Source organism: Ruegeria sp. HKCCE4148 (genome assembly GCF_017872495.1).
GTDB lineage: Bacteria > Pseudomonadota > Alphaproteobacteria > Rhodobacterales > Rhodobacteraceae > Ruegeria.
This window is the reverse complement of record NZ_JAEDOS010000006.1, coordinates 124,808-138,354: the sequence shown is the minus strand read 5'-3', so window position 1 is coordinate 138,354 and position 13,547 is coordinate 124,808. Positions and strand designations below refer to the sequence as shown.

Genomic DNA, 13,547 nt, shown 5'->3' with positions numbered 1-13,547 from the left:
ACGCAACCTTGAAGCAATTTCGGGTTCCGCTCAGAGATTCTGTTGGGATACTGCGAACGGTAAGTTTGCCAGACGACACCCCCAACTTGTTGCTGCTTGGTTAAAGGCAATTTCATTTGAGCCGTTCTCGTAAATTTGCAAAGTCAGCATTCTGCGCATTGCCGGCATTGATGCACGGTGCAGAAATTTGCACTTTGGGCTCGGAGCCGCCCTGCGGCGGTGCAGAACAGAGCCCGGAAATTGCGCCGATTGAATGGCGGCTTCGATCATTGCAGCCAGGTTTGCTCGCGGCTGCAGCGAACTTCCGCTTCCCGCCCAAACGACAAATGCTGCGCCCATAGCCTAAGTCTCCTTTGGGCTCGATGCGGTCATACGCTGCGCTGCTAACGAACGTCGAGTACTCTGATGAAACCTGTCTTTAGCTCTCTGATAGATTCAGTTGGTCGACACGGTGTCGGTGCCTGGAGAGGGAGGGAAGGATGGAGGACAAACGATGTCCATCATTCAACTTCCTGCCATCAAACCGAAGAGCCCGCCGTGGAACAAAGGTCGCCATATAGGCCAGAAACGCCCGCTTCTCGCGAAGCAGGTTTGGGCCATCCGCGCCCGGCTTGAACTCTCGGACAATCTCAGGGACTTGGCACTCTTCAATCTTGCGATCGATAGCAAGCTGCGAGGCTGCGATCTCGTTCGTTTGAACGTAGCCGATCTTGTTGCTGGTGATCGTGTCCGCGAACGCGTGACAGTTGTCCAGAGCAAAACAAAGCGGCCAGTCAAATTCGAGGTTTCGGAAAATACCCGCCAGTCCATCTGGACCTGGGTAAGTCGCCCGGAGATGCTTGGACGCAATTTCCTTTTCCCAAGCCGCTTCCACGAAAGGCCGCATATATCGACGCGACAGTACGCGCGTTTGGTCCGCGATTGGGTGTCGGCGATTGGTTTGGAGCCAAACGGTTACGGCACGCATTCGCTGAGACGCACAAAAGCGGCACTGATCTACCGGAAAACGGGCAATCTACGCGCGGTGCAGCTCTTGCTTGGCCACACCAAGGTTGACAGCACAGTTCGATATCTTGGCGCTGAATTGGAAGACGCGCTGAGTATCGCAGAAAAGATCGAAGTGTGAAGATTAAGCGGGCGGCAAGAGTCGCCCGCTTTTCGTGACTGGCAATTGTCGCATGAGTGTCGACCATCCACGGGGCTTCTGAGCCGAAACGAGCGTCACCATCGTCGTCTATTGAGTTGAATCTCCCGCCCGGATCGCTGGGCTCAGGTCAGTAGCTGGGGCGTCATCACTCCCAAGTAACTGCTTGTGCGAAGTAAGCAGTCACTCATGAAAAGTGCGGCGAACATCCTCTTCGAGCCCATTATTCCGAATGCTGCGCCTTGCACGAGTAGCCGCAATGCGTTGACTGCCGACATTGGCATGCGAATCCACGATTTTGGTTCTTCGTAAGGCGAAAAAAGCGAACTGATTTTTAACAGCAACTGATCTCAGTCTGGCAACTATTTTTGCGGTGGAAAGCAGGTTTGACTTGGGGTGCCATCTGAATGCGGACATTCACATTATTTTTGGTCCAACTGTGACGGTTGGGTCAGGTTTGTGCGACGCTCAGCAGAAAATGTGGAACATCACTAAAATTTGACTCAACCGGCTGTCAAAACCTCATCAAATTGGTCGATCGCGTCATCCAATTCTGACTCGAACGTCAAGCATTTCTGACCCAAAACAAATGAAACACTCAGATGACCATCAAATACTATCGCCCAATTGCAACAGCGGACCAGGCACGAAATATCTGGGCTTCTAGACCGGGTTTGCGGGCTTCAGAAACCCGTAAACCCGGTCAAAAAATCAGGCCGAAGGCTCGGTTATTCTATTGGTCAAGGTTTGCTCAAGTTCTGGCGTGATCGGGATATGCTCAGCTTCGTCACCCGGCGGCAGTTTGAATGGACCATTGGCCCAATCCGCCGCTTTCCAAGCCTCTTTGGCCTCTTCAATCCTGTCTCGGGACGATGAAACGAAGTTCCACCAGATATAACGCTCCTCGCTCATCTGGTCGAAAAAGATGAACGATCCGACCATCTAGCGTTCGGGGGCAGGCAATGCGCGCCTGACTTCAAAGCCTCCAAGATCACGGGCGCGCGGTATGATCAACGTTTCAACACTTTCCGCCGAGCTAATTGGGCATTCGGCGGTAAACGTGGGGTTCCAACTCATGCAGAAGGTCCTTTTTTACCGACATTGGCAAACGCGCCGGTCACAGGAAATGACCGGCAGCATCCTTAGGCCCTTACGTTTCCAGCGTGGCGGTGACGCGATCCGGCGTAAATGGCATGTGGCGCAGACGCTTGCCTTGCGCGGCGTAGAACGCGTTGGCAATGGCCGCAGGTACCATCGGAGTGCCAACTTCACCGACACCAACAGGCGGCGCATCGACCTCTGCAACGTAGATCTCGATTTCCGGCATCTGCGACGCGCGTGTGATCTCGTAGTCCCAGAAGTTGCTCTGCACCACCTCGCCGTTTTCGATGTCGATCTTTTCAGAAAGAGCCATCGAGATACCAAATACGATGCCACCTTCGATCTGATTGAGAGCGTTGTCCGGCGTGACAATCAGGCCCGCATCTATCGCGGCCCAGAAGTTGGTAATCTGGATCTCTCCGCTGTCCGCGTAGACTTCAACTTCCGCAACACCTGCGGCCATGGACGAGCTGTAGCCCGCAAAAGAAATCCCTAAGTTTCGATCGCCCCGGTTTTGCCAATCAGACATCTGGGCCACCTTCTCAAGCAAGCGCCGCCCGCGTGGGTTTTCTGAAACAAGATCTAGCCGGAACTCCAATGGGTCCCGCCCGGCTTGTTCTGCCAGTTCGTCCATGAAACACTCTGCAGCAAAGGCCGTGTAGGACGCACCAATGCCGCGATAGGGGGCAAGGCGGGCGTGCCGGTCCATGATCAGATGATCGGCGCGGAAATCCTTGATCCCATAGAACTTGCTCTCGGCACCCCGCATTGAAATCACATCGTTCGGGTTCACCGCATCCCAACGCACGGGATTGAAAAACCCAATGACTGTTGGTGTGGCGACCTTGTGATACCACCCGTCGAGTTTTCCATCCGCAGTCAGACCCGCCTCAAGCTTTTGGGCCGCAGCGGGGCGGAATGTCCCTTGCTTCACGTCGTCTTCACGCGGCCAGATCACTTTGACAGGGCGTCCAACGGCCTTCGAACACAACACCGCATCACGCACATAGTTTTGCATCAGGGCTGTGCGTCGACCAAAGCCTCCGCCCATTGTCATCATGTTCAGACGAACGTTTTCGACGGGGATACCCAACACCTCGGACACAGTGCGCGCGGTCCAAGACTGCGTTTGCGTGCCCGCCCAAACCTCAGCACCTTGCCCGTCCGCATCTACGTCGGCAACGGCCGCCATCGGTTCAATCTGAGCATGGTAGGCATAGTCCGAAAGATAAAGCTGCGAATACTGACGGTCAGCGTTGCCAATGGCTGCAGGGGCGTCGCCTTTTTCGGCCCAGGTAACACCCGAAGCTTCAGGATCACTGACAGCAGCGGCGTATTCGGCCAGCGTCTCTTCGCTGTTTGAGGTGCGGAACGGTGAAGTGGTGGACCATTCGACCTCAAGCAAGCCCCGTGCCCCCAAGGCAGACCACAGGCTTTCCGCAACTACGGCGACTCCGTCCGGTACCGTCACGATGTCTATGACGCCCGGTACTTCGCGTGCGGCAGATTCGTTGATGGAGAGCGGTACTTCGTCTTCAACAGGCGCGCGCAAAACAGCTGCATAGGCCATATTGGGAACATCCACATCGATCGCATATTCGGCCTGACCTGTGCTTTTGGCCGGAACGTCGCGACGTGGTAGATCTTGCCCGATAATCCGAAACGCGGATGGGTCTTTCAGAGGCACGGATTCAGCGTCTGGTACCGTCACATCCCTTGAACCGAGCGCCGCCAGTTCACCATACCCTGCCTGTTGGCCATCCGGGCCCAAAACAACGCTTGGTTCGGTCCTGAGGCTGGCTTTTTCCACACCCCATTCACGCGCTGCGATTTGCAGCAACACGTCGCGGGCCTGCGCGCCTGCCTTGCGCATCGGGTCAAAGTAGAACTGCGTTCCAGTGCTGCCAGCCGTATACAAAACACCGCCAAACAGCTGATTTCCAAAGCGTCGATCATCAGCGTTTAGCTTTTCGATCTCAACGTCGTCCCATGCTGCATCCAGTTCCTCAGCAAGGATTTGTGGCAGCGTGGAATAGCTGCTTTGCCCCATTTCAGTCGAAGGGAAGACGATACGGATGCTTCCATCAGCCCGGATCGTCAACCAGTGATTGACATCCAGAGTGCCAACAGCTGCCTCAGCCCGGACTGATGAGATCCCTCCCGCACCGATAAAAAACGTCAGGCCAGCGGCGCCTTTTAGAAAACCTCGGCGGTTCATGGTCATAGTCATCTCAAACCTCCTTGGCTGCGCGTTCGATGGCTTTGAAAATGCGGTTGTACGTTCCGCAGCGACAAAGGTTTGCGCTCATCTCATCGACGATTTCCTGTCGTGTCGGGGATGGATTGCCCGCCAGAAGTGCCGCTGCGCGCATGATTTGGCCCGACTGGCAATAGCCGCATTGTGCGACCTCTTCAGTAATCCAAGCCTTTTGAACAGGATGCGAGCCGTCTTCGGACAATCCTTCGATGGTCGTGACTTGCGCATCCTCCACGTCGCTAACCGACATCTGGCACGCGAAGCTCGCAACACCATCCACATGCACCGTACAGGCCCCACACATGGCAGCACCGCACCCGTATTTCGTGCCCTGCAGTTTGAGTGTGTCCCGAAGGACCAGCAGCAGCATTTCGTCGGGAGGGTTATTTACCTCTACGGGTCGGCCGTTCAATTCGAATTTGATCATTTGGAACCGTCCTTGTGATGCCTGATGTTGATGGGGTCGTGTGGAGTGGGTTTCGTCATGGCCTGACCATGGAGTGGTTCTGCCGGACCCCGGTGCCCGAAGGGACCACAGGCGTGACACGAACTTTCAATCCCGGCAGCAAAGCCGGGTCGGGGTTCTCCAAATCCGCCCACACCCGAATTTTGCCGTTTTTGTCGTCCACCCAGACGGCCGAACCAGTTTGCGTGAAGGGCTTTTGCAATACCACGCCAGTTTCCGACACAATGCGAAACTGGGCCAAATCCGAAGATGCGCTTGGACGCGCGTCATTCCCGTTCATCTTCTCGACCCAGTGGGCGTAAGGGATCTCAAAAATAACGCGCAGGCGGTCAAGGTTCACGATCTGAAACAAGGGCGGGTCACCAGAACTGAACTCAACCAGTGACCCCGGCCCGACCTGTGGATCTTCAACATGGCCAGAGATCGGCGCGCGGATGAGCGTGTCGTCGTAATTCGTTTGCGCGATCTTCAACTCCGTTTCCACCAACGCGGTTTCCGCCTCAGCCAATTTCAGGTTGGTTTCCGCTTCGAACAAGGCGACCTCTGTTGCGGTTCCTCGCGTGGACAACTGAGCGGCGCGTTCCATTTTATCGCGCGCTTGATCCAGCAAAGCCTCGGCCTTGGCCAGCTCTGAAATTGCGGCATCAACCGCCAGTTTTTCGAGATCATTTCGCAGCCAAAGCAGTGGAGTGCCTGCCTCCACATAATCGCCTTGGGCGACAAGTACCTCTTCGACAATGCCTTCTGCGCGGCTGTACACGTCCGACCGTTCAACTGCTTCGATACGGCCTTCAAATCCTAGGTCTCCAGCTGACGCGCAGTCAGGCCCGTGAAATCCGAATAAAGCTGCAAGAAGCATGACCGGCAAACCGCACCATTTTGAGGTGGATGGGCAAAGCATTTCAAACACTCTCATCATGGCGCAATCAGATGGCGGACGACGGGTCCGCTTTCTCTGGTGTCGAAAGCAGCGACGGTCTTTTGAACATCCTGATCCTGCCGCGACACCCGAGCGTGCTGAGCCTCATGTTCTTCCCAGGACGAAACCATGAAGGCCTCGACCCATAGCTCGGGGTCTTCGGCACTTTGGAAGACACGCCAATCATAGGCGCCATCGCGCCAGCGCTCGCCTGACCATTCCTGGATCGCGGACAGGAATGCGGCTTCGTCTTCGGGGCGGATGCGATACTCGACTTCGACCATGACAGGTCCACGGAATCCCAAACCGTCTTCTTCCAAAGCAACTTGTGGCGCGGGCCAATGCATCGAGGGTGTCAGGTCCAGATCTTCCCCTTGTCCCAGCTGGCATTTGCGCGTTGCTATTAAGCCAACGATCAGACCGCTTGCTGCGATCAGCAGCGTTGCTGACACAGAGGTCGCGGTGGCAACCTGCCCCCACAGTGCCGATCCGAACGCCATGGACCCGAAGAATACCATCAGGTTTACGGCCAACCCGCGCGCCCTGACCCAATTGGGCAGCGCGGTTTGTGCCGACACGTTGAATGTCGTCAGAACCGCGATCCAGCTAAAGCCACCCAAAAGCGCGGCGACATAGGCCATCGGCGGCGTTGATGTCGTAGCCAAAACTGCCATTGCGACCGCAGTACCAACAGTGCCCACTGCGGCAGTGGTACTGGCATCAAGCTGCGCCCGAAACTTCGGCAGGGTCAATGCGCCCGCAACCGCCCCGGTGCCGATCAAGGTCAGCAACAGGCCATAAAGCGTGGCTCCACCACCTTCGATGGTCCGCACGACCAGTGGCAGCAGCGCCCAATAGGCCGAAGCAAAGATGAAAAAGGCGAAGGACCGGATCAGCGTCGCTTTCAGCGCTACATTATGCGCGACATGCCTCATGCCGGTCATCATCGCGTTCAAAACAGGCTGAGATGTCTTTGAAACGCCGCCTTCATGCTTCCAAAGCAACAGAGCGCCGATGATCACAAGGTAGCTGACCGCGTTGACCGCAAACGGGGCCGCCAGACTGACCGATGCAATCAGAACGCCCGCCAAGGCCGGGCCGATCGCGCGGCTGATGTTGATGCCCATTGAATTCAGCGCAATGGCTGGCTGCAACGCATCACGCGGCACCAGGGTTGGCACGATTGCTTGCCAGGCAGGAGCCATGAAAGCTGTGCCAGTTCCGATGGCCAACGTGAACAGGATCAGCAGCGTAGGTGTTACCAGTTCAAGCTGAACCAACACGGTTAGCACCGACACCAGTGCCAGAAGCACCACGTTCACTGTGATTAGCAATTTGCGTTTATCAAGCCGATCCGCCAGCGTTCCGGCGTACAAGGCAAAGACAAAAACCGGCAGGGTTGTTGCCGCCTGCACCAACGAGACCACAGCAGGGGATGAGTTGAGCGTTGTCATCAACCAACCCGCGCCCACATCATGCATCCACGTGCCGACGTTAGAGATGAGTGTCGCAACCCACAGAAGCGCGAACGCCCGATGTTTGAACGGGGCCCAAGCTGAGTTTGATGCCGCAGGTGCAGACTTTGCTACACTACCACTGGATGACATCTGCCAACTCCTCGCGGTTTTTTTCGGCGTAGGACCGCACAAACGGGCAAAGAGGCACTATGCGGAAACCCTTGTCGCGCGCGTCTGCCACAAGCTGTGCAGCCAAGGCCCTCGCCAGGCCACGGCCACGCAGCTCATCCGGGACAAACGTATGATCGGCGATGACAAGGCTGGGCGTGACCTTAGACAGTGTCAGTTCCGCCTCGCTCGCGATCCCGGACACCGAAGCGCCGTACCGAGCCTTTGTGTCGCTTTCGCTGTAAGTGATTTTTAGCTTTTGGTCATCCAACATGGGAAATCTCCTGAGGTCTTTCCGCTATTCCGCGGCAAGGCTGCCTTGGTTTTGCACCGTAGCGCCGGGGGCACCGAAAATAGGAATGGGTGACCAATCGGGAAGTTCCGGCAGTGGGGCCGGTGCATGCGCCGCAAATCTCGCCTTGGCATGCACGATCTTGCCGCCTGTAAGCGTCAGTTCGGCCTCGATCTCGGTGATCTCGTCCTCGGCGATTGCGAAGTAATCCCGGTCGAGCACAGCGATATCCGCCCATTGTCCGGCCTTGATCTGACCTTTCTTTCCCGCTTCTCGGCTGAACCAAGCCCCGGCGGCAGTCCAATGGCGCAGCGCTTCGTGCCGATCCAAACGGTTCGCCGCACTCCAAATTACATCACCACCACGGCCCTTGCCCGATACCGCCCAATGAATGGCCAACCATGGATTGTATGAGGATACTCGCGTGGCGTCCGTGCCAGCGGCCAGCGGCACACCAGATGCCATCATCTTCTTGACCGGCATAACCTCGCGCAGGGCGTCGTCACCGTATCGGTCGCGATAGGCCGTCGTCTGAAAAGCGATGCGGTTTTGGTAGCTGATACCGCCGCCAAGCCGGGCAACCCATTCCATGGTGGATTCCGAAATCGTCTCACCGTGATCGAAAATCCAATTCAGCTCTTCCAACCCTTTGTCGCGGCCTACCTCCTCAATAAGGCTCAGCAAACGGTGGGCGCTTTCCTCGTAAGTGCAGTGGAAACGGATCGGCCAGCGGTTTTCGAATAGAAATTCGAGTACCGGCCTGAGGTCCCCCTCCATCCGCTTGGGCAGATCGGGGCGCGGGTAGCTAAAGTCTTCGAAATCATAGGCAGACGCGACCAGCATCTCGCCCGCACCTACGCATTTCAGGTAGTCGTTGCCTTCATCCGGTTTGACGATGTCATTCCAGCGTTTGAAATCGTCCAGCTCAAGCATCGGACGCTGCGCAAAAAGCTGGTAACCAATGCGCACGGTTTGCTCGCCGCGCTTGTTCAACTCGGTGATGACACCGTAGTCGTCGGGATAGTTCAGAAAGCCACCCGCGCAATCCAAAGCCGAGGTCAACCCAAGGCCATTCAGCGCTTTGAAGTAGTGTTTGGTCGAGGTGACTTGCTGTTCGAAATCCAGCTTGGGGGCCATATCCAGAAGGGCGTAAAGCGGTTGCGCATTCGGGCGCGCCATTGCCAGCCCGGTTGGGTTTCCCTGTTCATCGCGCTCCAGGCGACCCGAAACAAAGGGCTCATAAAAGTGTTTGTCGATGCCGATCGCACGCAGGGCGGCCTTGTTCAGCCACGCACGATCATAAAGATGCAACACATAGACAGGCACATCCGGCGCCACTGCATTGATCTCATCAATGGTTGGCAGCCGCTTTTCGGCGAATTGATCGATGGACCAGCCGCCAACCACGCGGATCCACTGCCCTGCCGGAGTACGCTCTGCCTGAGCCTTCAGCATACGCAGGCCGTCAGCAAGCGACGGAACGTGGTCCCACCGCAGCTCCATGGCGAAGTTGTTGCCTTGTCGGATGATGTGCGTATGGCTGTCGATCAGACCGGGGATCACACGTTGGCCGCCCAGATCGATTGTCTCGGTCTCGGGGCCCGCAAGCCTGAGTGTCTCCTTGTCATTACCAACAGCCGTGATCTGGTTCCGTGAAATTGCCACAGCTGTAGCTTCGGGCATGTCGGGATCCATTGTCGTGATCTTGCCGTTGAAGAGTATCTTGTCTGGGGCGGCCATGATTTGCATCCTTTGGCAAAGCGGGACAGGTCGGTGCCCGCCGGTCGGGCACAGATGAGAATGGTTTGGGAAATTGCCCGCTCGGTTTCACGGGGAGGGATGAAGGGACCGAGCGAGCGCGGCGCGGCAGATTATTCTGCGGCGACCTTGCTGGCGGGCACTGCTTCCAACGTCGGGCCGGCGTGGCGGGTGCGCGATGGGGCCTTGTGGACCATCGTATAGGCGTAATCCACGCCCATGCCGTAGGCACCCGAGTGTTCGCGCACCAGCTCTATAACAGCATCATAAGTGTCGCGGCGCGCCCAATCTCGCTGCCATTCCAGCAGAACCTGCTGCCAGGTCACCGGAACAACTCCGGCCTGAACCATCCGGTCCATTGCGTATTTGTGGGCATCAACCGACGTACCACCCGACGCGTCCGCAACCATGTAGATTTCGTAATCCGTATCGGCCATGCAGCTCAGCGCGAAGGTGATATTGCAGACCTCAGTCCACAATCCCGAGACCACGATTTTCTTGCGGCCTTCCACTGCCCCTCGTGCCAGCGCGTCGCGGACTTTCTGGTCGTCCCAAGAGTTCATGGACGTGCGTTCCAGCAAAGGCGCCTGCGGATCAACGTCCAGAAGTTCAGGATAGGTGTGCCCCGAAAAGCTGTCTGTTTCGACGGTGGTTATGGTTGTGGGCACGTCAAAGATCTTGGCGGCTTTAGCCAGGGCAACGGTGTTGTTCTTCAGCGTCTGACGATCGATCGATTGCACACCAAACGCCATCTGCGGCTGATGGTCGATGAAGATGATCTGGCTGTTCTCTGGGGTCAGGACATCAAGTTTGGACATTGTTCGTTCCTTGGTTGAGGTTGGATGGGGTCAAAGGGGTTCGGTTTTGCTGGGTTCTGTGACTTGGTCCGCCTTCGTCACGGCGAAAGACTTCAGATGCAGGGCCTGCGACACGGCGTCGGAATGGCCCCTGATCCATTGCACGGCGGCTTCTCCGGCAAGCATTCCAAGAAGACCTAAAAGGGCGATGATTGGCGGGGCCGGGCTGCGGACTGCGATCAGGCCGTAGATCACACCGATCCCCAGACCTGCGCCCAACGAAATAAGGTAGGGTTGCCAAGTCACGTCGGGTCTCCTTGCAATACAGGTTCGATTGAATTGACAGCATTGCTATCTGAGCGTGCGAGCCCCGTATGGGTTCGGTGCTGAAACCGGCAACACGACTTTTCGTGGTACCTATCCAGCAATCTGCTTTGAGTTCGCCCCCGCGATGTTTTTTCGTGGTTCTTGATCATTTCACTCAGTTCCAAGCTCTGTTGTTCTTCGATGTGGGGCGTAGTTTGAACTCGACAAAGCAGAAGTTCTGCGGGTATGCATTAGCTAGGCTAAACTGTAGTTTTGAAATGCCATGCCCCTGTCCAGATTGCCTTCCTTGCTGAGTTTGCGCGCCTTTGAGGCGGCGGCCCGGCGTGGATCGATCAAAGAAGCGGCCTATGAGCTTTCGGTCACCCCGGGCGCAGTCAGTCAACAGATCAAAGCGCTCGAGGCGGACCTTGGGATACCCTTGTTTGTGCGAAAGACCCGCGCGATCCATCTGACACCCGAAGGACAGCGCTTGCAGCCAACGATCAGCGAAGCGTTTCTGCAGATCCGCCAAGTGGTCGATGAGGTCCGACCCAAGAAAACCCCCAAACTGCGCATCAGTTCCAGCAATGCGCTGATCAGCAAGTGGCTTTTGCCAAGGCTGCACAAGTTCACCAAGAACCACCCCGACGTTCAGGTCCACATTGAGTCCGAAAATCCTTCGGACCACAAAACTCACGCGACCGCTGATATCGAAATCCGATATGCGAGTGAGCCGCCCGACGACCGTTATACAGAGTTGCTTCACCGCGAATTGATGCTGGTCGTCGCCAGCCCAAGCGTGCTGGACACGTTCGGCGTAAAGTCCCCCGCCGACATCAAGGCAACGCAGGTTCTGTACGACACAACGCCTATGTTGGCCGGATCGGTTCCCAGTTGGGTTCTTTGGAGCCAACATGCCGGGCTTTCGAATGCGGTTGATCCTTCGAAAGCCATGCGGTTCGAAAGGCCACCGGGCGGCCAGATTGTGGATGCGGCGATCGCGGGCGCGGGTATCGCGCTTTGTGGCTCGCTGCTGGTGTATTCCGCACTTTCGGACGGACGGCTTGTTTGCCCGTTTGGCCCGGTGGTTGAAACCGGGTTCAGCTATTTCATTTGTTGCCACCCGGGCCGGGAACGTGAAGAGCATATTCATGAGTTCATGTCTTGGGCGCGCAAGGAAGCCGCCGTCTTGTCTACGTTGAATGCGATGCGTGAACCTTCAACCGGGGTCGACATCCCCGTTGAAGTGGGAGGCTAGAGCCGTCAGTTCAGAGTTTCGCAGCTCGTGTCCGCCTTCATGAACATCCGAAGTGACCTCGGCACCATGTTCAGAAAACCAACTGATAAGGCGTTCCGTCATTGGCCATGGCGTGATTGGGTCCCGTCGTCCGGCGGTCACCAGAACCTTCCGCCCCACCAGCTTAGGATGTGCGTTCGGCTCCCAAGTGACCATCGGATGCAAAAGGCCGACCCGCTCGAACAAATCCGGGCGATTGAGAAACACTGCCGCCAAGATGTTTGCCCCATTCGAATAGCCGAAGCCATAGACCGGATGGCCCGGATGCGATGCGCGATGGGCTTCGATGAACGCAATCATCTTGTCAGTCGCACGGGCAAGGTCCTCCATGTCATAGACTCCCTCGGCAGTGCGGCGGAAGAACCGCGCGGCCCCCATTTCAGAGACATCGCCGCGTGGTGACACGATCCCGGCGCCCGCAACAAGATTGCCGGCCAGTTCAACAAGCTGGTGCTCATCCCCTCCGGTGCCATGAAAGGCAAAAACCAACGGACGGGCGGGTTGAGGCGCATGCACAAGCGCCTGATAGAGATCTTTGGACATTTCAACCTCTGAGATCATGATGCAAGTGAGGGTAAGAGACTTTCGATCTTGCTGCGATGTGGCTCGTAACGGGTGGGCAGCTTGAGCGCCTCGCCCAGATGGGCCGTGTCTTCGTCGCGGTCAAAACCTGGCTCATTCGTAGCGATCTCAAACAGCACACCACCTGGCGTGCGGAAATAGATCGCCCAGAAATAGTCACGGTCGATAACCGGCGTGACCTGATAGCCTGTATCCAGCAAGGCCTGCCGAACACGCAATTGTGCGGCGCGGTCCTCGACGGCAAAAGCGATATGATGAACGGACCCAGCGCCCTGACCAGCGATCGGGGTGTTTGACGGTAGCTGCTGCAGATCAATCGTGTCCGCAGCATTGCCCCCTTCGATCACATAGCGAGTCACGTCATCTTCGGTTTCGGCCTTCTGGTATCCCATGAATGTCAGCAGTTCACCCGTCGCGTCGACATCCTTCAGAGCGAACCGAGCGCCCCGGAACCCAAGAATCCCCGCCTCTTCGGGAATACCGCCCGGGGTCCAGGCGGCCCGGCCTCGCGCATCAGACTCGACCAAGGCAAAGCTGTCGCCATCGGGACCGTCAAAGGACAAACGCTTTTCTCCGAAGAGGGTGTTTTCGGTCAGCCCGGTCACACCGCCAGATGCAAGATGCTGTTTCCAGAATGCGATACCACCTGTGGGGACGGCAAACTCCGTTACGCCAACCTCTCCGGCACCACGACGCCCCCGAGGCATCTGACCGAATGGAAAGTAGGTCATGACCGAGCCCGGCGTGCCGATCTCATCCCCGTAATAAAGGTGATAAACCTCAGGCGCGTCGAAATTGACCGTCTTTTTCACCCGGCGCAGACCTAGGGTATTGGTGAAGAAAGCGTTGTTGATGCTGGCGTCTGCAGCCATCAATGTGACGTGGTGCAGCCCTTTGATGTCTCTGATCATGTTCTGCTCCTTGGCGAGTGTTCAACTTGCAACACAGATGGCGCATCGATTATTAAAGTGAATAGACAATAATATGGCTTTATTATTGACAA

13 protein-coding genes and 1 pseudogene are annotated in these 13,547 nt (G+C 56.7%); 2 read left to right on the top strand and 12 right to left on the bottom strand.

From position 1 onward, the window contains the following. Positions 1–30: 30 nt before the first annotated feature. Complete coding sequence (locus I9187_RS16575; RefSeq protein ID WP_171238767.1) at positions 31–339, bottom strand: hypothetical protein; 309 nt, start codon at positions 337–339, stop codon at positions 31–33. 154 nt (positions 340–493) lie between these two features. On the opposite strand from I9187_RS16575, the gene I9187_RS16570 reads away from it, so the two are divergent. After that, the gene (locus I9187_RS16570) at positions 494–1,126 is read left to right on the top strand and encodes a tyrosine-type recombinase/integrase (RefSeq protein WP_209940265.1); all 633 of its coding nucleotides are present in this window, start codon (positions 494–496) and stop codon (positions 1,124–1,126) included. 729 nt (positions 1,127–1,855) lie between these two features. Here the strand turns inward: I9187_RS16570 and I9187_RS16565 are convergent. The 9 genes and pseudogenes from I9187_RS16565 to I9187_RS16525 form a co-directional block, all read right to left on the bottom strand. Next, positions 1,856–2,221: pseudogene (locus I9187_RS16565) on the bottom strand (pirin-like C-terminal cupin domain-containing protein). Positions 2,222–2,294: 73 nt separating this feature from the next. After that, a complete protein-coding gene (locus I9187_RS16560; RefSeq protein WP_209940263.1) occupies positions 2,295–4,475 on the bottom strand; it encodes a molybdopterin cofactor-binding domain-containing protein in 2,181 nt (726 codons plus the stop codon). Position 4,476: 1 nt separating this feature from the next. Then, entirely contained in the window at positions 4,477–4,929 is a 453-nt protein-coding gene (locus tag I9187_RS16555; RefSeq protein WP_209940262.1) for a (2Fe-2S)-binding protein, read from the bottom strand. Positions 4,930–4,984: 55 nt separating this feature from the next. Beyond that, complete coding sequence (locus I9187_RS16550; protein ID WP_209940261.1) at positions 4,985–5,827, bottom strand: efflux RND transporter periplasmic adaptor subunit; 843 nt, start codon at positions 5,825–5,827, stop codon at positions 4,985–4,987. Positions 5,828–5,883: 56 nt separating this feature from the next. Then, on the bottom strand, positions 5,884–7,494 hold the full coding sequence (locus tag I9187_RS16545) for an MFS transporter (protein WP_209940260.1): 1,611 nt from the start codon (positions 7,492–7,494) through the stop codon (positions 5,884–5,886). Further along, entirely contained in the window at positions 7,478–7,786 is a 309-nt protein-coding gene (locus I9187_RS16540) for a GNAT family N-acetyltransferase (protein ID WP_209940259.1), read from the bottom strand. The genes I9187_RS16545 and I9187_RS16540 overlap by 17 nt, the downstream gene beginning before the upstream one ends. A 24-nt stretch (positions 7,787–7,810) precedes the next feature. Then, a complete protein-coding gene (locus I9187_RS16535; RefSeq protein ID WP_209940258.1) occupies positions 7,811–9,544 on the bottom strand; it encodes an amidohydrolase in 1,734 nt (577 codons plus the stop codon). Between the two features lie 131 nt (positions 9,545–9,675). Next, positions 9,676–10,380: a hydrolase gene (locus tag I9187_RS16530; RefSeq protein WP_209940257.1), complete on the bottom strand. Its 705-nt coding sequence runs from the start codon at positions 10,378–10,380 to the stop codon at positions 9,676–9,678. Positions 10,381–10,410: 30 nt separating this feature from the next. After that, entirely contained in the window at positions 10,411–10,665 is a 255-nt protein-coding gene (locus tag I9187_RS16525; protein WP_209940256.1) for a DUF1427 family protein, read from the bottom strand. Positions 10,666–10,948: 283 nt separating this feature from the next. Between I9187_RS16525 and I9187_RS16520 the strand changes: the two genes are divergently transcribed. Continuing rightward, entirely contained in the window at positions 10,949–11,923 is a 975-nt protein-coding gene (locus tag I9187_RS16520) for a LysR family transcriptional regulator (RefSeq protein WP_209940255.1), read from the top strand. Here the strand turns inward: I9187_RS16520 and I9187_RS16515 are convergent. Together I9187_RS16515 and I9187_RS16510 are read right to left on the bottom strand one after the other, a co-directional pair. Beyond that, positions 11,885–12,505 (bottom strand): alpha/beta hydrolase, encoded by a 621-nt coding sequence (locus tag I9187_RS16515; RefSeq protein WP_209940254.1) that lies wholly within the window; start codon positions 12,503–12,505, stop codon positions 11,885–11,887. The two genes, I9187_RS16520 and I9187_RS16515, sit on opposite strands and share 39 nt — an antisense overlap. Before the next feature lie 14 nt (positions 12,506–12,519). Continuing rightward, complete coding sequence (locus I9187_RS16510; protein ID WP_209940253.1) at positions 12,520–13,455, bottom strand: VOC family protein; 936 nt, start codon at positions 13,453–13,455, stop codon at positions 12,520–12,522. Positions 13,456–13,547 lie beyond the last annotated feature (92 nt).